Source organism: Streptomyces sp. NPDC017202, from assembly GCF_044331705.1.
Lineage (GTDB): Bacteria > Actinomycetota > Actinomycetes > Streptomycetales > Streptomycetaceae > Streptomyces.
Window position 1 is genome coordinate 683,142 of the sequence record NZ_JBIRNP010000002.1, and the last position, 22,071, is coordinate 705,212.

22 protein-coding genes are annotated in these 22,071 nt (G+C 72.9%); 16 read left to right on the plus strand and 6 right to left on the minus strand.

Annotation, left to right across the window (positions count from 1 at the left end):
• Nucleotides 1–112: 112 nt before the first annotated feature.
• Together ACH4N1_RS07335 and ACH4N1_RS07340 are read right to left on the minus strand one after the other, a co-directional pair.
• A complete protein-coding gene (locus ACH4N1_RS07335) occupies nucleotides 113–1,447 on the minus strand; it encodes a PH domain-containing protein (protein ID WP_398095147.1) in 1,335 nt (444 codons plus the stop codon).
• Nucleotides 1,444–1,947 (minus strand): PH domain-containing protein, encoded by a 504-nt coding sequence (locus ACH4N1_RS07340; protein WP_398095149.1) that lies wholly within the window; start codon nucleotides 1,945–1,947, stop codon nucleotides 1,444–1,446. The genes ACH4N1_RS07335 and ACH4N1_RS07340 overlap by 4 nt, the downstream gene beginning before the upstream one ends.
• Nucleotides 1,948–1,978: 31 nt before the next feature.
• Between ACH4N1_RS07340 and ACH4N1_RS07345 the strand changes: the two genes are divergently transcribed.
• Nucleotides 1,979–3,130 carry an NADH-quinone oxidoreductase subunit D gene (locus ACH4N1_RS07345; protein ID WP_398095150.1) on the plus strand — a complete coding sequence of 384 codons (1,152 nt, stop codon included), beginning with the start codon at nucleotides 1,979–1,981 and terminating at the stop codon, nucleotides 3,128–3,130.
• A 10-nt stretch (nucleotides 3,131–3,140) separates the two neighbouring features.
• Here ACH4N1_RS07345 and ACH4N1_RS07350 read toward each other — a convergent pair whose 3' ends face one another.
• Nucleotides 3,141–4,169 carry an SAM-dependent methyltransferase gene (locus tag ACH4N1_RS07350; RefSeq protein WP_398095151.1) on the minus strand — a complete coding sequence of 343 codons (1,029 nt, stop codon included), beginning with the start codon at nucleotides 4,167–4,169 and terminating at the stop codon, nucleotides 3,141–3,143.
• A 147-nt stretch (nucleotides 4,170–4,316) separates the two neighbouring features.
• Here ACH4N1_RS07350 and ACH4N1_RS07355 point away from each other — a divergent pair, with 147 nt between their 5' ends.
• From ACH4N1_RS07355 to ACH4N1_RS07370, 4 genes are all read left to right on the plus strand, one after another.
• Nucleotides 4,317–5,522, plus strand: coding sequence for a sensor histidine kinase (locus ACH4N1_RS07355; RefSeq protein ID WP_398095152.1), 1,206 nt, complete (start codon nucleotides 4,317–4,319; stop codon nucleotides 5,520–5,522).
• Between the two features lie 64 nt (nucleotides 5,523–5,586).
• Nucleotides 5,587–6,258 carry a response regulator gene (locus ACH4N1_RS07360; protein WP_398095153.1) on the plus strand — a complete coding sequence of 224 codons (672 nt, stop codon included), beginning with the start codon at nucleotides 5,587–5,589 and terminating at the stop codon, nucleotides 6,256–6,258.
• Nucleotides 6,259–6,345: 87 nt separating this feature from the next.
• On the plus strand, nucleotides 6,346–6,978 hold the full coding sequence (locus tag ACH4N1_RS07365; RefSeq protein ID WP_398095154.1) for an AAA family ATPase: 633 nt from the start codon (nucleotides 6,346–6,348) through the stop codon (nucleotides 6,976–6,978).
• Nucleotides 6,979–7,101: 123 nt separating this feature from the next.
• On the plus strand, nucleotides 7,102–7,281 hold the full coding sequence (locus ACH4N1_RS07370) for a hypothetical protein (RefSeq protein ID WP_398095155.1): 180 nt from the start codon (nucleotides 7,102–7,104) through the stop codon (nucleotides 7,279–7,281).
• Between the two features lie 59 nt (nucleotides 7,282–7,340).
• On the opposite strand, the gene ACH4N1_RS07375 is transcribed toward ACH4N1_RS07370, so the two are convergent.
• Nucleotides 7,341–8,447: a DUF5937 family protein gene (locus tag ACH4N1_RS07375; RefSeq protein WP_398095156.1), complete on the minus strand. Its 1,107-nt coding sequence runs from the start codon at nucleotides 8,445–8,447 to the stop codon at nucleotides 7,341–7,343.
• A 110-nt stretch (nucleotides 8,448–8,557) separates the two neighbouring features.
• The gene (locus ACH4N1_RS07380) at nucleotides 8,558–9,850 is read right to left on the minus strand and encodes a threonine aldolase family protein (RefSeq protein WP_398095158.1); all 1,293 of its coding nucleotides are present in this window, start codon (nucleotides 9,848–9,850) and stop codon (nucleotides 8,558–8,560) included.
• 161 nt (nucleotides 9,851–10,011) lie between these two features.
• Here ACH4N1_RS07380 and ACH4N1_RS07385 point away from each other — a divergent pair, with 161 nt between their 5' ends.
• The 10 genes from ACH4N1_RS07385 (at nucleotide 10,012) to ACH4N1_RS07430 (ending at nucleotide 18,317) form a co-directional block, all read left to right on the plus strand.
• Nucleotides 10,012–10,941, plus strand: coding sequence for a Rossmann-like and DUF2520 domain-containing protein (locus ACH4N1_RS07385; RefSeq protein ID WP_398095159.1), 930 nt, complete (start codon nucleotides 10,012–10,014; stop codon nucleotides 10,939–10,941).
• Entirely contained in the window at nucleotides 10,938–11,930 is a 993-nt protein-coding gene (panC, locus tag ACH4N1_RS07390) for a pantoate--beta-alanine ligase (protein ID WP_398095161.1), read from the plus strand. Before ACH4N1_RS07385 ends, panC begins: the two co-directional genes overlap by 4 nt.
• Nucleotides 11,927–13,639, plus strand: a complete 1,713-nt coding sequence (locus ACH4N1_RS07395; protein WP_398095162.1) for an L-aspartate oxidase — start codon at nucleotides 11,927–11,929, stop codon at nucleotides 13,637–13,639. Before panC ends, ACH4N1_RS07395 begins: the two co-directional genes overlap by 4 nt.
• A gap of 5 nt (nucleotides 13,640–13,644) precedes the next feature.
• Nucleotides 13,645–14,634, plus strand: a complete 990-nt coding sequence (nadC, locus tag ACH4N1_RS07400; protein ID WP_398095164.1) for a carboxylating nicotinate-nucleotide diphosphorylase — start codon at nucleotides 13,645–13,647, stop codon at nucleotides 14,632–14,634.
• Nucleotides 14,635–14,649: 15 nt separating this feature from the next.
• Entirely contained in the window at nucleotides 14,650–15,447 is a 798-nt protein-coding gene (locus ACH4N1_RS07405; RefSeq protein ID WP_366058564.1) for a type III pantothenate kinase, read from the plus strand.
• Between the two features lie 223 nt (nucleotides 15,448–15,670).
• Nucleotides 15,671–16,375, plus strand: coding sequence for a hypothetical protein (locus ACH4N1_RS07410; protein ID WP_398095275.1), 705 nt, complete (start codon nucleotides 15,671–15,673; stop codon nucleotides 16,373–16,375).
• A gap of 76 nt (nucleotides 16,376–16,451) precedes the next feature.
• On the plus strand, nucleotides 16,452–16,631 hold the full coding sequence (locus ACH4N1_RS07415; RefSeq protein ID WP_398095166.1) for a hypothetical protein: 180 nt from the start codon (nucleotides 16,452–16,454) through the stop codon (nucleotides 16,629–16,631).
• A gap of 181 nt (nucleotides 16,632–16,812) precedes the next feature.
• Complete coding sequence (locus ACH4N1_RS07420; protein WP_398095167.1) at nucleotides 16,813–17,211, plus strand: BlaI/MecI/CopY family transcriptional regulator; 399 nt, start codon at nucleotides 16,813–16,815, stop codon at nucleotides 17,209–17,211.
• A gap of 9 nt (nucleotides 17,212–17,220) precedes the next feature.
• Nucleotides 17,221–17,754 carry an amino-acid N-acetyltransferase gene (locus ACH4N1_RS07425; RefSeq protein WP_398095169.1) on the plus strand — a complete coding sequence of 178 codons (534 nt, stop codon included), beginning with the start codon at nucleotides 17,221–17,223 and terminating at the stop codon, nucleotides 17,752–17,754.
• A gap of 227 nt (nucleotides 17,755–17,981) precedes the next feature.
• Nucleotides 17,982–18,317 (plus strand): Lsr2 family protein, encoded by a 336-nt coding sequence (locus ACH4N1_RS07430; RefSeq protein ID WP_366058568.1) that lies wholly within the window; start codon nucleotides 17,982–17,984, stop codon nucleotides 18,315–18,317.
• Here ACH4N1_RS07430 and ACH4N1_RS07435 read toward each other — a convergent pair.
• Entirely contained in the window at nucleotides 18,296–18,976 is a 681-nt protein-coding gene (locus ACH4N1_RS07435; RefSeq protein WP_398095170.1) for an SCO3374 family protein, read from the minus strand. The genes ACH4N1_RS07430 and ACH4N1_RS07435 overlap by 22 nt on opposite strands.
• Nucleotides 18,977–19,406: 430 nt before the next feature.
• On the opposite strand from ACH4N1_RS07435, the gene ACH4N1_RS07440 reads away from it, so the two are divergent.
• Nucleotides 19,407–21,932 (plus strand): ATP-dependent Clp protease ATP-binding subunit, encoded by a 2,526-nt coding sequence (locus ACH4N1_RS07440; RefSeq protein WP_398095171.1) that lies wholly within the window; start codon nucleotides 19,407–19,409, stop codon nucleotides 21,930–21,932.
• The last annotated feature ends 139 nt before the right edge of the window (nucleotides 21,933–22,071 follow it).

Consider the following 22,071-nt stretch of genomic DNA (forward strand, 5'->3'; position numbering starts at 1 on the left):
GCTCTGAAGGCCCGACAGGCCGACGGTCCGAAGGCCCGGTTCGGTCCGGCCCGTCACGCCCTCCGGCCCGTCACGCCCACTCGGGCGCGGCGGGCCGCGGCGTGTCCGGCGGTCACGCCATCCACCGCTCGGACCGCGCGTCGCGGCGCCCGGTCCGGGACCGGTCCGCCTGGCCGCGCAGCAGCTCCGCGGCCTCCTGCGCGTCCCGCAGCCGCGCCGTCACCGTCTTGTTCGCTCCCGTGTCCACATGGACGTCGGCGAGCCGCCACAGCCGCTTCCAGGGCCCCTGGGACAGCCGCACGCTCTGCACCTTGGCGTGCGGCACGAGCGCCACGCTGCGGCGCAGCAGCCCGTGCCGGGCGACGAACACCGTGTCCGCGACCGTGATGCCGTAGCCCCGCCACCACAGCGGGACGCACCGGCCGGCCCGCCGCGGCGGCCGGGACAGGGTGGCCGACGCGGGCACCCGCGCGCCGGGCAGCACGCGCGCGATGACGGCCTCGGCCGCCGCGCGCGGGGCGACGGGCACCAGCACGGAGTTGGCCGAACCGGCCACGTCCAGCTCCACCCGCACCCAGTCGCGCCGCCGCCACAGCAGCGGTTCGACGACGCGCACCGTCTGCACGCGGCCGGGCGGCACCGTCTCGTGCGTGCGGTCGAGGAGGCCGTGGTCGATCCGCAGCCCGTCCGGCGACTCGCCGACCGTCCAGTCGTACTCGCCGGCGAACCGCCCGGCGCTGCGCGCGCCCGCCGCGCCCAGCAGCGGCACACCGGTGGCGAGGACCGTCCACACGCTGTGGGTGACCAGCCACAGGACCGGGGGCACGACGAGCGCGGCGGCGAGCGCGCCCCAGGTGGCGCCGGTCAGCATCAGCGCGACCGCCAGTTCGCGCGGCGGCACCCGCAGCAGTTCGCGCGCGGGCGCCTCACCCACCTCGTGCGCCGTCTCGGGCGCGAAGCCCGCCGCGCGCGCGAGCAGCTCCGCGCGCAGGGCACGCGCCTCCGACTCGCCCAGGAAGGCCAGTTCGTCCTTCTTGTCGGCGCCGACGACGTCGAGCCGGAGCTTCGCGACGCCCGCGATCCGCGCGAGCAGCGGCTGGGTGACGTCGACCGCCTGGAGGCGTTCGAGCCGGATGTGCGCGGTGCGCCGGAACAACAGACCGGTGCGGATGCGCAGTTCGCTGTCCGTCACCGAGAAGCGCGTGAACCACCAGGACAGGAAACCGTAGAGCGAGGCCGCCGGCACGACCACCGCGAGCGCGATGACCAGGGTCGTCGTGGTCAGCCGGGTCAGCTGCTCCTGCGCCTGGTTCGGATCGTGCGCCGCCCACCCGACGACCACGGCGACGGGCGCCCACGCCCGCCGGAACGGCGTCACGGGATGCAGCCGCCGCTCGACGACGACCCGCTCCGGCCGTACGTCCTCCTCGACGCCCGGCGCCGTCACAGCCCCGCCGATCGGGCCTCGCCCAGCGCGGTCAGCCGGTCCCGCAGCCGTTCGGCCTCGGCCGGGTCCAGCCCCGGGATCGTCGCGTCGGTCGCCGCTGCCGCCGTGTGCAACTGCACGCTGGCCAGCCCGAAGTGCCGCTCGACGGGACCGGAGGTCACCTCCACGAGCTGCATCCGCCCGTACGGAACGACCGTCTCCTCGCGCCAGAGCACCCCCCGGCTGATCAGCAGGTCGTCCGCCCGCTCGGCGTACCGCCAGGAGCGCCAGTTGCGGGCGAGTCCGGCCCAGCCCCAGACGGTCCCCGCCAGGGGCAGCAGGGCGAACGCGGCCCACGCGGGGCCGGCGAACAGGCCGAGCAGCACTCCGGCGGCCACGGTGGCCGGCCCCAGCCACACCACCAGCAGCAGCCTCCGCATGCGCAGCAGGCCCGGCGGCAGCCCGGTCCACCGCGGCTCCGCCTCCGTCGTCCCGGCGTCCGTCGTGCTCCCCGTCTCCATGCGGCCAGCGTACGTAGGGGAGACTGGGTCCATGACTCCTACGACGGAGACCACGGTCGGGATCGGCGGTGCCGCGGAGAGCACCGACATGGTGCTCAACATCGGCCCCCAGCACCCCTCCACGCACGGCGTGCTGCGGCTGAGGCTGGTGCTGGACGGCGAGCGCATCCAGCAGGCCGAGCCGGTGATCGGCTACATGCACCGCGGCGCGGAGAAGCTGTTCGAGGCCCGCGACTACCGCCAGATCATCATGCTGGCCAACCGCCACGACTGGCTGTCGGCGTTCTCGAACGAGCTGGGCGTGGTCCTCGCCGTGGAGCGGATGCTCGGCATGGAGGTGCCCCCGCGCGCGGTGTGGACGCGGACCCTGCTCGCGGAGCTGAACCGGGTGCTCAACCACCTGATGTTCCTGGGCTCGTACCCGCTGGAGCTGGGCGGGATCACGCCGGTCTTCTACGCCTTCCGCGAGCGCGAGGTGCTCCAGAACGTCATGGAGGAGGTGTCCGGCGGGCGCATGCACTACATGTTCAACCGCGTCGGCGGCCTCAAGGAGGACCTTCCGGCCGGCTGGGCGTCCCGCGCGCGCGGTGCCGTCGCCGCCGTGCGTTCGCGCATGGACGTCTACGACGACCTCGTGCTCGGCAACGAGATCTTCCGGGGCCGCACGCGCGGGGTGGGCGTCCTGACCCCGGCGGCCGTGCACGCGTACGGCGTGAGCGGGCCGATCGCGCGGGCGTCCGGCGTCGACTTCGACCTGCGCCGCGACGAGCCCTACCTCGCCTACGGCGACCTCCAGGACACCCTGAAGGTGGTGGGCCGGACCGAGGGCGACTGCCTCGCCCGCTTCGAGTGCCTCCTGGAGCAGACGCACAACGCGCTCGACCTCGCGGACACCTGCCTGGACCGCCTCGGGGACCTGCCGCCCGGCCCGATCAACCAGCGGCTCCCGAAGGTCCTCAAGGCGCCCGAGGGGCACACGTACGCGTGGACCGAGAACCCCCTCGGCATCAACGGCTACTACCTCGTCAGCAAGGGCGAGAAGACGCCGTACCGGCTGAAGCTGCGGTCGGCCTCCTACAACAACATCCAGGCGCTCACCGAGCTGCTGCCGGGCACGCTGGTCGCGGACATGGTGGCGATCCTGGGGTCGCTGTTCTTCGTCGTCGGGGACATCGACAAGTAGGCCGCGCGACTCACCCGGGGGCCGGGGGGAGCGGACCGAGCGGGTGGGGGACGCCCACCGGCCGGAGGAGCCATCCGAAGTCCCCGAGCCCGCCCGGCGCGGTCAGTTCGGCCGCCTCCCCGGCGCCGGCCAGGGCCCGCACGTACGCGGCGGGGTCCGTCGAGGCGAGCGTGAGCGGCGGGCGGTCGCCCGTCACCCCGAGGGCGCGCAGGGCGGCGCGTTGGCGGAGCACGAGCGGGCGCTCGGGCGTGTGCGCCGGGGTGCACGCCTGCGCACACGCATCCAGTGCCACATGCGCCGTGATGTCGCACGTGCCGTCCGGGACCGGAGCCGTCTCGCGGCCCTCCCGGAAGCCGGTGAGGGTGCCGAACGGAGGCCGCGCCCGCGCCGTGTGCGCGTAGTCCACGGCCACCGCGAGCCCCCGTGCCACGCGGGAGACGGCGGCGGCCCAGGCGCGGTCCCGGGGCAGCCCGATCTCCGCCCGCAGCCCCTCCTGGCCCGGCAGCGGCCACCACCGCGCGAGCCACTCCGCGTCCGCCCCGGACACCGGCTCGCCGAGCCGTTCGGTGCCGTCGTCGCGGACCAGGACCAGCCGGGGCACGCCCGCGGAGTCGACCTCGGCGACGTCCACCGGCACGTTGTCCAGCCACTCGTTGGCGAACAGCAGGCCGGTGAGCTGCGGCGGGGGCTCGGGCAGCCAGGTGATCCGGGGGGCCAGGCCCGCCGGACGGGCGGCGACCTCGACGCCGTACGCGCGCGTGCGGGCGGCCACGTCGGCGGGCAGGGCGTCGAGCACGCCCGTGACCAGTTCGCCGCGACCGGCGGCCATGTCGACGAAGTCGAGCGACGCGGGCCGGCCCAGGGCCTCGTCGACCCGGCACAGCAGCCGGGCCACGGCCAGGGCGAAGAGCGGGGAGGCGTGCACGGACGTGCGGAAGTGCCCGGCCGGGCCCTCGGGACGCAGATAGAAGCCGTGCGGTCCGTACAGGGCGTCCCCGGCCGCCGCCCGCCAGCCGCGCCAGCCGCCGGCGCCCGTCACCGTCGCGACCCCCGGATCGTTTCCACCACCGGATCAGACTAGGCGCACAGGTGATCACGGTCTCCACCTTGCGGAGTACGCGCGCCGGGCCCGGATCGGCCCTCCGGTTGACCCCTGCACGCATCCGGCTTCCCTACTCTGGGTTACGTGCAGCGCCTCTACGACTTCCTCCGCAGACACCCGACCCTGGTCGACGGCTTCTGGGCCCTCGTCCTGTTCGGGATCTCTGTGGTGGCCGGAACCGCCTCCGGCCAGAACCACCAGGGGACGGACTCCCTGGCGCTGCTCGTGCCGATCGCGCTCCTGCTGGGCCTGGTGGTGGCGCTCCGGCGGCGCGTCCCGGAGCGGATGCTGCTGCTGGCCGGCGCGCTCGGCCTCGCCCAGCTCGTGCTGGACGTCGCCACGACGGCCGCCGACTTCGCCCTGCTGGTGATCGTCTACACGGTCGCCGCGACGGGTGCCCGCTGGGCGTCGCGGCTCGCGCTGGGCATGGGCCTGGTCGCCGCGACCCTGGCACAGCTGCGCTGGCCGAACGAGCAGACGACCATGGCGGGCAACATCGCCATAGTCGTCTTCCAGACGGTTCCGTTCGCGCTGGCCTGGGTGCTCGGCGACTCCATGCGCACCCGCCGCGCGTACTTCGCCCAGCTCGAGGAGCGCGCGGCGCGACTGGAGAAGGAGCGCGAGGCGCAGGCGAAGGTCGCCGTCGCCGCCGAGCGCGCCCGGATAGCGCGCGAACTGCACGACGTCGTCGCCCACAACGTGTCGGTGATGGTGGTGCAGGCCGACGGCGCCGCCTACGTCCTCGACGCGGCGCCCGACCAGGCCAAGAAGGCCCTGGAGACGATCTCGTCCACCGGCCGGCAGGCCCTCGCCGAGATGCGCCGCCTGCTGGGCGTCCTGCGCACCGGCGAGCACGAGGAGGGCGGCGAGTACGTCCCGCAGCCGGACGTCGAGCAGATCGAGGACCTCGTCCAGCAGTGCCGCGGTTCCGGCCTGCCCGTGGACTTCAAGGTCGAGGGCACCCCGCGGCCCCTGCCCAGCGGCGTCGAGCTGACGGCGTACCGGATCGTGCAGGAGGCGCTCACCAACACGCGCAAGCACGGGGGGCCGGACGCGGGCGCCAGCGTGCGCCTGGTCTACTTCGACGACGGTCTCGGCCTGCTGGTCGAGGACGACGGCAAGGGTGCCCCGCACGAGCTGTACGAGGAGGGCGGCGCCGACGGCCGGGGCCACGGCCTGATCGGGATGCGGGAGCGGGTCGGCATGGTCGGCGGCACGCTGGACGCCGGTCCGCGCCCCGGCGGAGGATTCCGCATCAGCGCGCTGCTCCCGCTCAAACCGGCGCACTGACGCCGCACCGGCACCGGCGCACGCCCGGTGCCGACACCTGTCACCACCCACGGAAGAGGACCCGATGACGATCCGCGTGATGCTCGTCGACGACCAGATGCTGCTGCGCACCGGGTTCCGGATGGTGCTCGCCGCCCAGCCGGACATGGACGTCGTGGCGGAGGCGGGCGACGGCGTCGAGGCCCTCCAGGTGGTGCGTTCCACCCCTGTCGACGTGGTGCTGATGGACGTGCGCATGCCCAAGCTGGACGGCGTCGAGGCCACCCGGCGCATCTGCGCGGAGCCGGACCCGCCGAAGGTGCTGATCCTGACCACCTTCGACCTCGACGAGTACGCCTTCTCCGGACTGAAGGCGGGCGCCTCCGGTTTCATGCTCAAGGACGTGCCGCCGGGCGAACTGCTCGCCGCGATCCGTTCCGTGCACAGCGGCGACGCGGTGGTCGCGCCCTCCACCACCCGCCGTCTCCTCGACCGGTTCGCGCCGATGCTGCCCAGCGCGGGCAAGGAGCCCCGGCACAAGGAGCTGGAGCGGCTCACCGAACGGGAGCGCGAGGTCATGATCCTCGTCGCCCAGGGGCTGTCCAACGGGGAGATCGCGGCGCGGCTGGTGCTGTCCGAGGCGACCGTCAAGACCCACGTGGGGCGCATCCTGACGAAGCTCGGGCTGCGGGACCGGGTGCAGGTGGTGGTCCTGGCGTACGAGACGGGGCTGGTGCGGGCGGGGGGCCACGGCTGAGCGGGGCATGTCCGACGCCTCCCCCGCAGCGCACGGATCACCGCCGAACGCGCCCCGCGCACGCCCGCCAGGCCCTAGGGTCGGCGCATGCTCCTGTGGATCAACGGTCCCTTCGGGGGCGGCAAGACACAGACCGCACACGAGATCCGGCGCCGGCTGCCGGGCAGCGTCGTCTGCGACCCCGAACTCGTCGGCTTCGGGCTGCACCGCATGCTGCCGCCGGACCTGCGGGGCGACTTCCAGGACCTGGTGTCCTGGCGGCAGGGTGTCGTCGAGGTCCTCGACCTGACGCTCCGCGAGCACGACGGCGTGGTGATCGCCCCCATGACGGTCACCGACCCGCGCCACTTCGCCGAGACCGTCGGCCGACTGCGTGAACGGGGGCACGACGTGCACCACTTCACGCTCCTCGCCGAGCGGGAGACCGTACTGAAGCGGCTGCGCGAGCGCGGGCCGGGGCGCCTTCTGCGGTTCCTCGCCGGGAGGAACGCGGCTGCGCGCGGGGACAGCTGGGCCGTCCGCCGGCTCGATCACTGCCTGGAGCGGCTGCGCGAGCCGGAGTTCGCCGAACACCTGTGGACGGACCACACGAGCGTGCCGAAGACGGCCGACCGCATCGCCGTCCTGGCCGGGCTGACACTGCGGCCGAACACGGACGGGGCGCTGCGCACGCGACTGCGCCAGGCGCGGGTGGGCCTGCAGCACATCCGGTTCGACTGAGGACCGGCTGCGGAGGCCTCCCTGCCACCCCTCCCGGGAACAGGGCCGACGGACTACGGTGACGGAGTGAAACCGCTTCCGCGACGGAGCACGCCTGCCCGCTGGACCGCGTGGTGGGCCGTCATGACGCTGGCCTTCTGGCTCCTGGGCCGCGTCGGGGGCCAGGAGCCGAACCTCCTGGGGTGTGCCGCGACCGCCGTCCTCGCGATCCTCGTGGGGGAACTCGGCGACGGCCTGCGACGCCGCCGGGCGAGGAGCCGCGCGGCGAGGACGCCGGCGGGCACGGGCGGCTCCGCGGGCTGACGCCGACGCCCCGCCGTCCAGGAGGCGCCCTGCCGTCCAGGAACGGTGAGGTGCCCGCCCTACCTGAGGACCCCCTCCAGGAAGTCGCTGCCCAGCCGGGCCACCCTCGTCACGTCGAGCTGGTGCAGCACGTACCGGCCGCGCCGACGGGTGGTGATCAGGCCCGCCTTCTTCAGGACGGCCAGGTGCCGCGATATCTCGGGCGCCGTCATGCCGTGCACCTGGGCCAGCTCGCTCGTGGTGTACGCGCTGCGGGCCAGATGGCGGCAGATCCGCATCCGGACGGGGTGCGACAGGGCCGTCATCCGCAGGGCGAGCTGCTCGACCGACGGTGGCGAGGCCGGCTCGGGGGAGCCGACGGGGTAGTGCAGCACGGGCTGCCAGCCGCTGCGGTGCAGCACGCTGAGGTGGGGCCGGCCGAGGCTGGTCGGCACCAGGAGCAGCCCGCCGCCCGCGGTGACCGTACGGCCCTTGACGAGTTTGTCGACCTCGATCCGGCCGGCCGCCTCGTCCAGGCTCAGGACGGGGGACACCGCCGCCAGGGCCTCCGCCAGTCCGCGGTGCCGCAGCAGTTCCGTCTTGTGCCGGGCGTCCGCCGTCAGCTGGTGGCTCAGCCGTGACCAGACCTCCGCGAAGAACGTCTCGTCGCAGTCCTCCAGGAAGCGCCGCAGCCACGCGCGCACGCTGGGCGGGTCGTCCAGCAGCCGCTGGGTGAACCGCACCTGCCGGGGACCGCGCGAGGCGGCCACCTCCAGGGCCCGCCGCCGCACGCGCTCGTCCCCGAGCACCAGCGGTTCGTGGGAGCCGCAGGCGATCACGCAGGTGAACTCCAGTGCGGCGTCAACGAACTGCTCGTCCGTCAGCTTGTCGAGGAGGTCCAGCTCCTCGGCGAGCGTCCCGCGCGGCAGCGTGCTGCGGCCCGGGATGCCGGCGTACGGCAGGAAGAGGTCCGAGAACGTCGACCGCCACAGGAAGTCGGCCTCGCACATCCGGTCGGCGAGATGCGGGTCCAGGCGCGCGGTGACACTCGTGACCCAGCCCTGGAGGCCCGGATGGTGCCCCGGCTCGGACAGCGCGTGCAGCGCCATGCCGAGCTCGGCGAGGGGGGACGGCACGATCGCGACCCTCTCCGGCCGCAGCCCCGCGATGTCGATGCTCACGCTCATGCCCTCATGGTGCACCCCGCCACCGACAACGCCGTCACCGGTCGACGGTGGCCGTCGACCGGCGCGGCGCGGGGGCCCGCCCGGCCGTCCCCGACGACGTCCGCCGGCGCCTATCCGTCCAGCCGCCCCCGCCCCCGCGCCCGCGCCGCGCCGTCCTCCTCCCTCAGCCGGCCAGTGAAGTCGGCGACCGCCGTCCGTACGTCCCCGGCGCTCCACTCCAGACCGGGGGCGCGCACGTCGACCTCCGTGACGGCCAGCCCCGGTACGGGCGCGTCCCAGGCGCGGGCGAAGAGCAGGGTCCCGGTCTCCTCGGCCGTACGGATCGCGGCCTCGGCGGCGACGTCGGCGTCGTACGGCAGCCACACCTGGAACTCGTTGGTGTGCGGCACCTCGGGGTGCACGCGCGACCACGGCAGCCCGGCCGCCGCGAAGCCCTCGGCCAGTGCGGCGGCCACCACGCGCGCGTGACGCACGTACGAGGGCAGGCGGGGCAGTTCGCGCTCCAGGCCGAGCAGTGCCGACAGGGCGGTGGGGAACTGCTGGAAGACCGTGCCGCCGTAGCGGTGGCGCCAGGTCCTCGCCTCCTCCACCAGGGTGCTCGGGCCGGCCAGCGCGGCGCCGCCGAAGCCGTCGAGGGACTTGTAGAACGACACGTAGACGCTGTCGGCGAGCCCGGCGATCTCGTCGAGCGGACGGCCGAGGTGGACGGCCGACTCCCACAGGCGCGCGCCGTCGAAGTGCACGACCGCGTCCCGCTCGCGTGCCGCCTCGACGAGTTCGGTCAGCTCCTGCCAGGACGGCAGGACGTGTCCGGCGTCCCTGAGCGGCAGTTCGAGCATCAGCGCCCCGAAGGGCTCCTCGCAGTCGCGGACCTCCTCGGCGGTGGGCTGGCGGGGCTCGTCGGTCAGCCGGACCGGGCGCAATCCACTGACCTGGCTGAACGCGGCGCGTTCGTGCACCTCCGGGTGGGCCTTGCCGTGCAGGGCCACGGCCGGGTTCCCGGTGCGTCCGGCCCAGCACCGCAGGGCGACCTGCTGCGCCATGGTGCCCGTCGGGAAGAAGACGGCGGCCTCCTTGCCGAGCAGCCGGGCGACCTCGGCCTCCAGGGCGGCGACGACGCCGTCGCCGTACGCGTCCACGGATTCGTCCAGGTCGTACACCTCCCCGGCCGCGTCCAGGAGAGCGAGCCGCTGGCGGATCGTGTTCTGGAGGCCCGAGCGCGCGAGCACCCGCCGCGCGCTGCGGGCCACGCGCCTTCGCCGTTCCCAGCGCCGCCTGTGCCGCTCGTCCTCCGACCCCGGTTCCGACACAGGCTCCGACTCCGGTTCCGTCACCGGGCCGGACGGCTCCTGCCCGTACGCCCGCGGGGGCTGATCCGCCGTATCGCTCATGCCGTGGATCATTTCGCGCGCGTGGCCGCACGGGCACCCGATTTCCGTGCCGGAGGGAAAGTGCGGTTACCCACAGCCTGTGGACGACCGGGGTCCTCGGCAACCGATCGCGTTAACATGACGAGAAATCGTCCGGTACCCAGAGCGGACTGGAACGGGAAGGCCGCCGTCGCGTGAGTACAGTCCAACAGCCAGACCCCAGGGACCGCCCCGCGCGGCTCACCGTCGGTGTCGTCGGCGCCGGCCGTGTGGGCCCCGCCCTCGCCGCGTCCCTCCAGCTCGCCGGGCACCGGCCGGTCGCCGTCTCCGGCGTCTCCGACGCCTCCCGGCGGCGCGCCGCGACGATGCTGCCGGACGTCCCCCTCGTCGCCCCCGCCGAGGTCCTGCGGCGCGCCGACCTCGTGCTGCTGACCGTCCCCGACGACGCCCTCCCCGGCCTCGTCGAGGGCCTCGCCGAGACCGGCGCCGTCCGCCCGGGGCAACTGCTCGTGCACACCTCCGGCCGGTACGGCGCGCACGTCCTGGACCCCGCCCTGCGCGCGGGCGCGCTGCCGCTGGCCCTGCACCCGGCGATGACCTTCACCGGTACCGCGGTGGACGTCCAGCGCCTGGCCGGCTGCTCCTTCGGCGTCACCGCGCCCGACGAACTGCGGCTGGCCGCCGAGGCCCTCGTCATCGAGATGGGCGGCGAACCGGAGTGGATCGCCGAGGAGAACCGGCCGCTCTACCACGCGGCCCTCGCCCTCGGCGCCAACCACCTCGTCACCCTGGTCGCCCAGTCGCTGGAGCTGCTGCGCGCGGCCGGTGTCGCGGCCCCCGACCGGATGCTCGGCCCGCTGCTGGGCGCCGCCCTGGACAACGCGCTGCGCTCCGGCGACGCGGCGCTCACCGGCCCCGTCGCGCGCGGCGACGCGGGCACGGTCGCCGCCCACGTCTCGGAGCTGCGCAGGCACGCCCCGCAGAGCGTCGACGGCTATCTGGCGATGGCCCGCGCGACGGCCGACCGGGCCCTCGCCAGCGGCCTGCTCAAGCCGGAACTCGCCGAGGACCTCCTCGGGGTACTCGCCAAGGGGACCGACGGCGCCGAGGGAGATGCTCGATGACCACGACCCTGCTGCGCACCGCGGGTGAACTGCACGCACGCACGCGTGCGGGCCGCCGCGCCGTGGTGATGACGATGGGCGCCCTGCACGAGGGCCACGCCACCCTCGTGCGCACCGCGCGCGAGATCGCCGGACCGCGGGGCGAGGTCGTCGTGACGGTCTTCGTCAACCCGCTCCAGTTCGGCGCGGGCGAGGACCTCGACCGCTACCCGCGCACCCTGGACGCCGACCTCAAGATCGCCGAGGAGGCCGGTGCCGACGTCGTGTTCGCCCCGTCCGTCGACGAGGTCTATCCCGGCGGCGAGCCCCAGGTCCGCGTCAGCGCCGGCCCGATGGGGGAGCGCCTGGAGGGCGCCGCACGCCCCGGGCACTTCGACGGCATGCTCACCGTCGTCGCCAAGCTGCTGCACCTGACGCGCCCCGACGTGGCCCTGTACGGGCAGAAGGACGCCCAGCAGCTCGCCCTGATCCGGCGCATGGTGCGCGACCTCGACTTCGGCGTCGACATCGTCGCCGTGCCGACCGTGCGCGAGGACGACGGCCTGGCCCTCTCCAGCCGCAACCGCTACCTGTCACCGGCCGAGCGGCGCACCGCGCTCGCCCTGTCCCGCGCCCTGTTCGCGGGCCGTGACCGGCACGCCGCGCAGGAGGCGCTGCGGGCACGCGCGCGTGAGGAGCGCGCCACCCGCGCCCGTGCGGAGGCGCTCAGTGCCCTGGGCGAGTCCCGCGCGGCCGCCGACGCGCACGCCGTGGCCAAGGCCGCCCCCGGCTCCGTGGCCGCCGTCCGGGCCGCCGCCCGCACGGTCCTGGACGAGGCAGCGCGCATGGTCCCGCCGCTGCGGCTGGACTACCTCGCCCTCGTCGACCCGTCCGACTTCGGCGACATCGAGGACGACTTCACCGGCGAGGCGGTCCTCGCGGTCGCCGCCCGGGTCGGCACGACCAGGCTGATCGACAACCTCCCCCTCACCTTCGGAGCCGCCTCGTGACCAGCACAGGCATACGACTGCACGCGCCCGCGCCCGGGTGGTCCATCTCCGCGGACGTCGTGGTCGTCGGTTCCGGGGTGGCCGGCCTCACCGCCGCCCTGCGCTGCGAGGCCGCGGGACTGACGACGGTCGTCGTCACCAAGGCCCGCCTGGACGACGGTTCCACCCGCTGGGCGCAGGGCGGCATAGCCGCCGCGCTCGGCGAGGGCGACACGCCCGAACAGCACCTCGAGGACACGCTGGTGGCGGGCGCGGGCCTGTGCGACGAGGACGCGGTACGCCTCCTCGTCACCGAGGGCCCCGACGCCGTACGGCGGCTCATCGAGACCGGCGCCCACTTCGACGAGTCCGAGGGGGGCGGCCTGGAGCTGACCCGCGAGGGAGGCCACCACCGCCGCCGCATCGCGCACGCGGGCGGTGACGCGACCGGCGCGGAGATCTCCCGCGCGCTCGTCGAGGCGGTCCGCGCGCGCGGGCTGCGCACGATCGAGAACGCGCTCGTCCTGGACCTCCTCACGGACGCCGACGGCCGCACCGCCGGCGTCTCCCTGCACGTCATGGGGGAGGGCCAGCACGACGGCGTGGGCGCCGTGCACGCGCCCGCGGTGGTCCTCGCCACCGGCGGCATGGGGCAGGTCTTCTCCGCGACCACCAACCCGTCCGTGTCGACGGGCGACGGCGTCGCGCTGGCGTTGCGCGCGGGTGCGGAGGTCTCCGACCTGGAGTTCGTGCAGTTCCACCCGACCGTGCTGTTCCTCGGTCCGGACGCGGAGGGCCAGCAGCCGCTCGTCTCCGAGGCGGTGCGCGGCGAGGGCGCCCACCTGGTCGACGGCAACGGCGCGCGCTTCATGCTCGGGCAGCACGAGCTGGCCGAGCTGGCGCCCCGGGACATCGTCGCCAAGGGCATCATGCGCCGCATGCAGGAGCTGGACGCCGAGCACATGTACCTCGACGCCCGCCACTTCGGCGCCGAGATGTGGGAACACCGCTTCCCGACCATTCTCGCCGCCTGCCGGGCGCACGGCATCGACCCGGTCACCGAGCCCGTCCCGGTCGCCCCGGCCGCCCACTACGCCTCCGGCGGCGTGCGCACCGACTCGCACGGCCGGACCACCGTGCCGGGCCTCTACGCCTGCGGCGAGGTCGCCTGCACCGGTGTGCACGGCGCGAACCGGCTCGCCTCCAACTCCCTCCTGGAGGGCCTCGTCTACGCCGAGCGCATCTCCGCCGACATCGCGGCGAGCCGGTCGGCGGACGGCCTCCCCGCGCGCGTGCCCGCACCCGTCGAGCACCCCGACAGGCCCGCGCACCCCCTCCTCGCCCCCGAGGCCCGGTTCGCCATCCAGCGGATCATGACCGAGGGCGCGGGCGTCCTGCGCTCCGCCGGCTCCCTGGAGAAGGCCGCCGAGCAGCTCCAGCGGCTGCACGCGGAGGCCCGCGACGCCCTCGACGAGAACGGCAAGACCGCCGAGCCCGGCGTCGACACCTGGGAGGCCACCAACCTCCTGTGCGTGGCGCGCGTCCTGGTCACCGCCGCCCGGCTGCGCGAGGAGACCCGCGGCTGCCACTGGCGCGAGGACCGTGCCGAGCGCGACGACACCGACTGGCGCCGCCACATCGTCGTACGGCTGAATCCGGACCGGACGCTCGCCGTGCACACCACCGATACCGCAGACTTCCCCCCGACCCGGCAGCAGCAGGAGCAGTGACAGAAGTGAGCACCCCCGAGGACCTTCCCCTCGTCCAGAGCGGCGGCTGCGGCGACGGCTGTGCCTGTGGCACGGACGCCGACCTCACCGACGAGGAGTACCTGGAGTGCGGGCTGGATCCCGCACTCGCCCAGCTCCTGGCCGACGCCGGGCTCGACCCGGTCGAGGTCGAGGACATCGCCAACGTCGCCATCCAGGAGGACCTGGCCCACGGCGTGGACGTGACGACGGTCGCGACCATCCCCGAGGACGCGGTGGCCACCGCCGACTTCAGCGCGCGCGAGGCGGGCGTGGTGGCGGGCCTCAGGGTCGCCGAGGCCGTCCTCTCGGTCGTCTGCACGGACGAGTTCGAGGTCGAGCGGCACGTCGAGGACGGCGACCGCGTGGAGGCCGGACAGAAGCTGCTGTCGGTCACCACGCGCACGCGCGACCTCCTCACCGCCGAGCGCAGCGCGCTGAACCTGATGTGCCGCCTCTCCGGCATCGCGACCGCCACGCGCGCGTGGGCGGACGCCCTGGAGGGCACCGGGGCACGCGTGCGCGACACCCGGAAGACCACGCCGGGCCTGCGGTCGCTGGAGAAGTTCGCCGTGCGCTGCGGCGGCGGCGTCAACCACCGCATGTCGCTGTCCGACGCGGCACTGGTCAAGGACAACCACGTGGTCGCCGCGGGCGGCGTCGCCCAGGCCTTCCAGGCCGTGCGGGAGGCCTTCCCGGACGTGCCGATCGAGGTCGAGGTCGACACCCTGCACCAGTTGCGCGAGGTCGTGGAGGCCGGCGCCGACCTGATCCTGCTGGACAACTTCACGCCCGAGGAGTGCGCGGAGGCCGTCGGTGTGGTCGGCGGGCGCGCGCTGCTGGAGGCGTCCGGCCGGCTCACCCTGGACAACGCCAAGGCGTACGCCGACACCGGTGTCGACTTCCTGGCCGTGGGCGCCCTGACCCATTCCTCGCCGATCCTGGACATCGGCCTGGACCTGCGAGCGGCGGAGTAGGAGCGGGATCCGGCCATGCTGCTGACGATCGACGTAGGGAACACGCACACCGTGCTCGGCCTGTTCGACGGGGAGGACATCGTCGAGCACTGGCGGATCTCGACGGACGCCCGCCGCACGGCCGACGAGCTGGCGGTCCTCCTCCAGGGCCTGATGGGCATGCACCCCCTCCTCGGGGTGGAGCTGGGCGACGGCATCGACGGCATCGCCATCTGCGCCACGGTCCCGTCCGTCCTGCACGAGCTGCGCGAGGTGACCCGCCGCTACTACGGCGACGTCCCCGCGGTGCTCGTCGAGCCCGGTGTGAAGACGGGTGTGCCGATCCTCTTCGACAACCCCAAGGAGGTCGGCGCCGACCGCATCATCAACGCGGTCGCCGCCAACGAGCTGTTCGGCGGCCCGGCGATCGTCGTGGACTTCGGCACCGCGACCACGTTCGACGCGATCAGCGCGCGCGGGGAGTACGTCGGCGGCGTCATCGCGCCCGGCATCGAGATCTCCGTCGAGGCCCTGGGCGTCAAGGCCGCGCAGCTGCGCAAGATCGAGGTCGCCCGGCCCCGCAGCGTGATCGGCAAGAACACGGTCGAGGCGATGCAGTCCGGCATCGTCTACGGCTTCGCCGGCCAGGTCGACGGCGTCGTGGGCCGGATGGCCAGGGAACTGTCGGAGGACCCCGACGACGTGACGGTGATCGCCACGGGCGGGCTGGCGCCGATGGTGCTGGGCGAGTCCTCGGTGATCGACGAGCACGAGCCGTGGCTGACGCTGATCGGGCTGCGCCTGGTGTACGAACGGAACGTCTCGCGGATGTGAGCGGGTGGGCGGGTGGGCGGGCACGTGAGGGCGGGGCGTCCCGGCCGGAGCGGCCGCCCGCCCCGGCCGGGGCGGACCGACCCGGCGGAATCGTCCTCCGACCCGGTGCGACGTGCGCCCGACCCGGCGGAACAGGGCACGCCACGCCCACTCCTTATGTCGAGTTTGTCTGATTAGCGCGTATCGTCGCCGCATGCCCACGCCCTACGGATCCCGCGGCGGCATGGTGTTCGGTGCGGAGGAGCTGCGTGTGCTCCGCCGCGCCCTCGCCCTCGCCCTCCACCCCGGTCCCGCCTCGGCCGAGGACGTCCAGGACTGCCACCGCCTCGCCGCATCCCTCGACGAGGCCGTCTGCGAGGCCGCCCGGCTGCGGGCCTTCCTGGTGTCCGACCTCGCCCGGTACCGCGCCGCCCTCCCCGGCACCGCCGCCGGATACCTCACGCTCCTGGAAGAGGTGCTCGGCGCCGGCCACCGGCCCGAGGTCGACGACCTCGCCGCTTTGCGCGCCCTGCGGGGGAACCCGAAGGCGGCCGCCCTCCTGGAGCGCTGCCAGGCCCTCGCGGAGCAGGACGTACGCGCCCGCCTGGCCCGTCGTGCGGTCCGCCGGGCGGCACCGGCCGCTCCCGTGGTGCCGGCGTCCCGTACACGCCTCCTGGTCCTTCCCGGGGGCCGTTGCGCGGCCGCGGAGGAGACCGTCCCCGACCGCCTGGCGGTCGCCGCCGAGGAGCCGACGCCGCGGCCCGAGCGGAAACCCGCCGAGAAACCGGCCGCGCCCGCTCCCGGCCCCGTCCCCGTGAAGCCGCAGCAGCCGGAACCCTCCCGCCGGCCCGTCCCCACGCCGGGCGAGGTCTTCCCGCGGCGCAAGCCCGCCCCGCCGTCCTCCACCTCGCCGTCCACCGGTCCTCGGGAGCGGCTCGCCGTCGGCTGACCGGGCACCGCCGACACGATCCGCGGTAGCGCCACCCCGCCCCGATGTCCCGTTCCTCCCTGGCTACCCTGGATCCATGGACTATGTCTCCGCGCTTCTTCCTCCCGTCGTCATGGCCGTCTTCTTCATCGGCTTGATCAGGGTGATCGTGAAGACCCAGGGCGGCACCAACAAGGCCAAGGAGGACGCGGCCGTGGACGCCGCCCTCGCGCGCGCGGAGAGCACGCGCCGGCCCTCCGCGAACACCGAGGCCTGACCGCACGCAGGCCCTCGCGCGTTCCCGCGCGCCCCTCGGGCGTACGGCCCCCACCGGGTGCCGTACGCCCTTTTTGTTCGTTCTTGTCAAAGAAAGTGCACGTCCGGCACGCGATTGACGCGCTCTCCCACTATTGTTCTGAGTTGTGCCTCGCCCCTTGGGAGAACTCGAAGACGCGGTCATGACGCGGGTGTGGAAGTGGAACCGCCCGGTCACCGTTCGGGAAGTCCTGGAAGACCTTCAGAAGGAACGGTCCATCGCCTACACCACGGTGATGACCGTTTTGGACAATCTCCATCAGAAGGGCTGGGTGCGCCGCGAGGCGGAAGGCCGGGCCTATCGATATGAGGCGGTCTCCACGCGTGCCGCCTACGCCGCCGCCCTGATGAACGAGGCCTGGTCGCAGAGTGACAACCCCGCCGCAGCTCTCGTCGCCTTCTTCGGCATGATGAGCGACGAACAGCGCCATGCCCTGAGCGACGCGGTACGCATCGTCCAGGGACCCGAAACTTCCGAACGCCCGGAAGCCGGGAGTGCGCGGGAGAACCCCGGGTCCCCGACGGAGACCGACGGGCGATAGCGTCCGCTCATGTCAGCACAGAGCCCTGAAGTCAACGCTAAAGCCATCACCGTCCGCCGGGCCCGGACCAGCGATGTCCCCGCAGTGCGTCGTCTCCTTGACGCGTACGTCCGCGGCGGCATCCTGCTCGACAAAGCGACGGTGACCCTTTACGAGGACATCCAGGAGTTCTGGGTCGCCGAACGCGACGACGACGCCGAGGTCGTCGGCTGCGGCGCGCTGCACGTGATGTGGGAAGACCTCGCGGAAGTCCGCACGCTCGCGGTGAAGCCCGGCCTGAAGGGCGCCGGCGTCGGTCACCAGTTGTTGGAGAAGTTGCTCCAGACCGCACGCCGGCTCGGTGTTCGCCGGGTTTTCTGTCTGACCTTCGAAGTGGACTTCTTCGGCAAGCACGGCTTCGTGGAGATCGGCGAGACGCCCGTCGACACCGACGTCTACGCGGAGCTACTGCGTTCCTATGACGAGGGCGTCGCGGAGTTCCTCGGTCTCGAACGAGTGAAACCGAACACCTTGGGCAACAGCCGGATGCTTCTGCATCTGTGATCGCCGGTCCCCATTCCCGCGGAGTCGCCTTGCCCAGGTTCCCTATGTCCGAAACGCGCACGTTTCCGTGCGGGGGGCGGGCGGCCGGTCTCTCCCGAGGGTTTGTGTTTTCTCGGCAAAAGCGGTTTGCTTTCCGATGTACTGCAGTACTTCATATATCAAGGGGCGGCGAAACGGCGGAACGCCGCAGACCCCCGGCCCTCACGTTATCGATGAAAGGAAATCCGGTGGCACAGAAGGTTCAGGTCCTTCTTGTCGACGACCTCGACGGCGGCGAGGCCGACGAGACCGTGACGTTCGCGCTGGACGGCAAGACGTACGAGATCGATCTCACGACTGCCAATGCGGACAAGCTGCGCAGCCTTCTCGACCCGTACGTGAAGGGCGGTCGGCGCACCGGAGGCCGCGCCTCGGGTGGACGCGGAAAGACGCGCGCCGCTGCCGGTGGCAGCCAGGACACCGCTCAGATCCGCGCGTGGGCGAAGGAGAACGGCTACGAGGTCAACGACCGCGGCCGTGTTCCCGCGACCATTCGCGAGGCCTACGAGAAGGCCAACGGCTGAGCGCAGGCGCGCCGCAGCCGGACACGGTGACAGTGCGTCGCCAGCGTGTCCACCAAGCGCACCAGGTCGGGGGCGCCCCCAACGCCCCCCAAGGCCGACATCGTCGGCAGCGAGGCCTCGACCTCGCACCCTCCGACGGGGGGCCGCAGCCACACGGCGGCCCCCTGCAGCGCTGTTCCGGGACGCGTTTCGCCCGGCGGCAGGGGCGCCTCGAAGGCCCCGCCCGCGCCGGTCGCCGTCAGATCCGGCACCAACGCGTCCCACTCCAGCCACCGCAGGATTCCCGGCAGCTCCTCCGCGCTCCCCGCCGCCACCAGCAGCCGCATCCGGTCGCCCTGCACGGCCACCGGCGAACCCGGTGCCAGGTGCCGCAGTGCCGGGCGGCCCGCCTCGGCCGGCACGTCCAGGACGTCGAAACGCAGGCCCGCCCGAAGGTGTACCGGCTCTCCGGGCACCGTCGCCCACCCCAGTTCGTTCTCGTACCAGCCGCGGACGCTCTCGGCCGGACGGTCCGGATCGAGCGCCCTGCGGGAAAGGGGAGCCGTGGATGCCGCAGCGACGGCCGGGGCCGCGATCGCCGGAGAGGGCGCCGCGGAGGCGTCCGCGGCGGCGGTGGAAGGTGCGGTCGGGGGTGCGGGCGGAGGGACGGGGCCAACCATGCCGAGTCCAACGGTCCCGAAGCCTCCCGCGTTACGCTGGGTCCTCGGAAAAGAGCGCAGAGTGGCGACATGGGGGCGTGCGGGGGTGCCGGGACGCGCAAGGTTGTTCGCCCGTAGCGGAGGGAACAGGGGCCCACGGCATGGAGTGTCGGTCCCGGCGGGTAAGACATCCCTAGTGGGAGGGGGCGACACGCAGGAAAAGGGAGTCTCACGTTCGCCATCGGCGTACTGGCGACTGGGGTAACTGTCTGGCCTGCGGGAACATCGTCTCGCACCATCGGGTTGGAGCAGATGTCGGCGTTCGGGGTCAGGAGGCCATCGACGGTGTCGGCAGTTGGAATGAGCGGTCCCCGCTTGCGGGACTAAGCTGCGGAAGGACAGGGAGGGGAAGTTCCCTTCACTGCCTGACCGCTCTGAGGAGCGATTAACGATGTTCGAGAGGTTCACCGACCGCGCGCGGCGGGTTGTCGTCCTGGCTCAGGAAGAAGCCCGGATGCTCAACCACAACTACATCGGCACCGAGCACATCCTCCTGGGCCTGATCCACGAGGGTGAGGGTGTCGCCGCCAAGGCCCTTGAGAGCCTCGGGATTTCGCTCGAGGCGGTCCGCCAGCAGGTGGAGGAGATCATCGGCCAGGGCCAGCAGGCCCCGTCCGGGCACATCCCCTTCACCCCCCGTGCCAAGAAGGTCCTGGAGCTGTCGCTCCGCGAGGCCCTTCAGCTGGGCCACAACTACATCGGCACGGAGCACATCCTGCTCGGCCTGATCCGTGAGGGCGAGGGCGTCGCCGCCCAGGTCCTGGTCAAGCTGGGTGCAGATCTCAACCGGGTGCGGCAGCAGGTGATCCAGCTGCTCTCCGGCTACCAGGGCAAGGAGACCGCCACCGCCGGCGGCCCTGCCGAGGGCACGCCCTCGACGTCCCTGGTCCTCGACCAGTTCGGCCGGAACCTCACCCAGGCCGCTCGCGAGTCCAAGCTCGACCCGGTCATCGGGCGCGAGAAGGAGATCGAGCGGGTCATGCAGGTGCTGTCCCGCCGCACCAAGAACAACCCGGTCCTGATCGGTGAGCCCGGCGTCGGCAAGACCGCCGTCGTCGAGGGCCTCGCCCAGGCCATCGTCAAGGGCGAGGTGCCCGAGACCCTCAAGGACAAGCACCTCTACACCCTGGACCTCGGCGCGCTGGTCGCCGGCTCCCGCTACCGCGGTGACTTCGAGGAGCGCCTGAAGAAGGTCCTCAAGGAGATCCGCACCCGCGGCGACATCATCCTGTTCATCGACGAGCTGCACACGCTGGTCGGTGCGGGTGCCGCCGAAGGCGCCATCGACGCCGCTTCGATCCTGAAGCCGATGCTGGCCCGCGGTGAGCTCCAGACCATCGGTGCGACCACGCTGGACGAGTACCGCAAGCACCTGGAGAAGGACGCGGCCCTCGAGCGCCGCTTCCAGCCCATCCAGGTCGCGGAGCCGTCGCTGCCGCACACCATCGAGATCCTCAAGGGTCTGCGCGACCGGTACGAGGCGCACCACCGCGTCTCGATCACCGACGAGGCGCTGGTCCAGGCCGCCACCCTGGCCGACCGGTACATCTCGGACCGCTTCCTGCCGGACAAGGCGATCGACCTGATCGACGAGGCCGGTTCCCGGATGCGCATCCGCCGGATGACCGCGCCGCCGGACCTGCGCGAGTTCGACGAGAAGATCGCCGGCGTCCGCCGCGACAAGGAGTCCGCGATCGACTCGCAGGACTTCGAGAAGGCCGCCTCCCTCCGCGACAAGGAGAAGCAGCTCCTGGCCGCCAAGGCCAAGCGCGAGAAGGAGTGGAAGGCCGGCGACATGGACGTCGTCGCCGAGGTCGACGGCGAGCTGATCGCCGAGGTCCTCGCGACCGCCACCGGCATCCCGGTCTTCAAGCTGACCGAGGAGGAGTCCTCGCGTCTGCTGCGCATGGAGGACGAGCTCCACAAGCGGGTCATCGGCCAGAAGGACGCCGTCAAGGCGCTCTCGAAGGCGATCCGCCGTACGCGTGCGGGCCTCAAGGACCCGAAGCGTCCGGGTGGCTCGTTCATCTTCGCCGGCCCGTCCGGTGTCGGTAAGACCGAGCTGTCCAAGGCGCTCGCCGAGTTCCTCTTCGGCGACGAGGACGCGCTGATCTCCCTCGACATGTCGGAGTTCAGCGAGAAGCACACGGTGTCGCGTCTCTTCGGTTCCCCGCCCGGATACGTGGGTTACGAAGAGGGCGGCCAGCTGACCGAGAAGGTCCGCCGCAAGCCGTTCTCCGTCGTCCTCTTCGACGAGGTGGAGAAGGCCCACCCGGACATCTTCAACTCGCTGCTGCAGATCCTGGAGGACGGTCGTCTGACCGACTCCCAGGGCCGGGTCGTGGACTTCAAGAACACGGTCATCATCATGACGACCAACCTCGGCACGCGGGACATCTCCAAGGGCTTCAACCTCGGCTTCGCCGCCGCGGGCGACACGAAGTCCAACTACGAGCGCATGAAGAACAAGGTCTCGGACGAGCTGAAGCAGCACTTCCGGCCCGAGTTCCTCAACCGCGTCGACGACGTGGTCGTCTTCCCGCAGCTGACCCAGGAGGACATCCTCCAGATCGTCGACCTGATGGTCGGCAAGGTCGACGAGCGCCTGAAGGACCGGGACATGGGCATCGAGCTCTCCCCGTCCGCCAAGGAGCTGCTGTCCAAGAAGGGGTACGACCCGGTGCTGGGTGCGCGGCCGCTGCGCCGCACCATCCAGCGCGAGATCGAGGACACGCTCTCGGAGAAGATCCTCTTCGGCGAGCTGCGCCCCGGTCACATCGTGGTCGTGGACACCGAGGGCGAGGGCGACGCCAAGACCTTCACCTTCCGGGGTGAGGAGAAGTCGGCCCTGCCGGACGTCCCGCCGATCGAGCAGGCGGCCGGCGGCGCGGGTCCGAATCTGAGCAAGGACGCCTGACCCTCCGGGGGTCGAGCACAAGAGAGGGGGGGGGGGGGGGGGGGGGCCGGGGCGGGGGCGGGGGGGGGGCGGGGGCCGCGGGCGGGGGGGGGGGGGGCGCGGCCGGGGGGGGGGGTTGTTTTGTGGGTGGCGGCGCGAG

Excerpts from the sequence above, each read along its gene's own strand:
- ACH4N1_RS07340 (WP_398095149.1), bottom strand. The coding sequence starts at position 1,947 with ATGGAGACGGGGAGCACGACGGACGCCGGGACGACGGAGGCGGAGCCG.
- ACH4N1_RS07345 (WP_398095150.1), top strand. The coding sequence starts at position 1,979 with ATGACTCCTACGACGGAGACCACGGTCGGGATCGGCGGTGCCGCGGAG.
- ACH4N1_RS07360 (WP_398095153.1), top strand. The coding sequence starts at position 5,587 with ATGACGATCCGCGTGATGCTCGTCGACGACCAGATGCTGCTGCGCACC.
- ACH4N1_RS07365 (WP_398095154.1), top strand. The coding sequence starts at position 6,346 with ATGCTCCTGTGGATCAACGGTCCCTTCGGGGGCGGCAAGACACAGACC.
- ACH4N1_RS07370 (WP_398095155.1), top strand. The coding sequence starts at position 7,102 with ATGACGCTGGCCTTCTGGCTCCTGGGCCGCGTCGGGGGCCAGGAGCCG.
- ACH4N1_RS07375 (WP_398095156.1), bottom strand. The coding sequence starts at position 8,447 with ATGAGCGTGAGCATCGACATCGCGGGGCTGCGGCCGGAGAGGGTCGCG.
- ACH4N1_RS07380 (WP_398095158.1), bottom strand. The coding sequence starts at position 9,850 with ATGATCCACGGCATGAGCGATACGGCGGATCAGCCCCCGCGGGCGTAC.
- panC (WP_398095161.1), top strand. The coding sequence starts at position 10,938 with ATGACCACGACCCTGCTGCGCACCGCGGGTGAACTGCACGCACGCACG.
- ACH4N1_RS07405 (WP_366058564.1), top strand. The coding sequence starts at position 14,650 with ATGCTGCTGACGATCGACGTAGGGAACACGCACACCGTGCTCGGCCTG.
- ACH4N1_RS07410 (WP_398095275.1), top strand. The coding sequence starts at position 15,671 with ATGGTGTTCGGTGCGGAGGAGCTGCGTGTGCTCCGCCGCGCCCTCGCC.
- ACH4N1_RS07415 (WP_398095166.1), top strand. The coding sequence starts at position 16,452 with ATGGACTATGTCTCCGCGCTTCTTCCTCCCGTCGTCATGGCCGTCTTC.
- ACH4N1_RS07420 (WP_398095167.1), top strand. The coding sequence starts at position 16,813 with ATGACGCGGGTGTGGAAGTGGAACCGCCCGGTCACCGTTCGGGAAGTC.
- ACH4N1_RS07425 (WP_398095169.1), top strand. The coding sequence starts at position 17,221 with ATGTCAGCACAGAGCCCTGAAGTCAACGCTAAAGCCATCACCGTCCGC.
- ACH4N1_RS07435 (WP_398095170.1), bottom strand. The coding sequence starts at position 18,976 with ATGGTTGGCCCCGTCCCTCCGCCCGCACCCCCGACCGCACCTTCCACC.
- ACH4N1_RS07440 (WP_398095171.1), top strand. The coding sequence starts at position 19,407 with ATGTTCGAGAGGTTCACCGACCGCGCGCGGCGGGTTGTCGTCCTGGCT.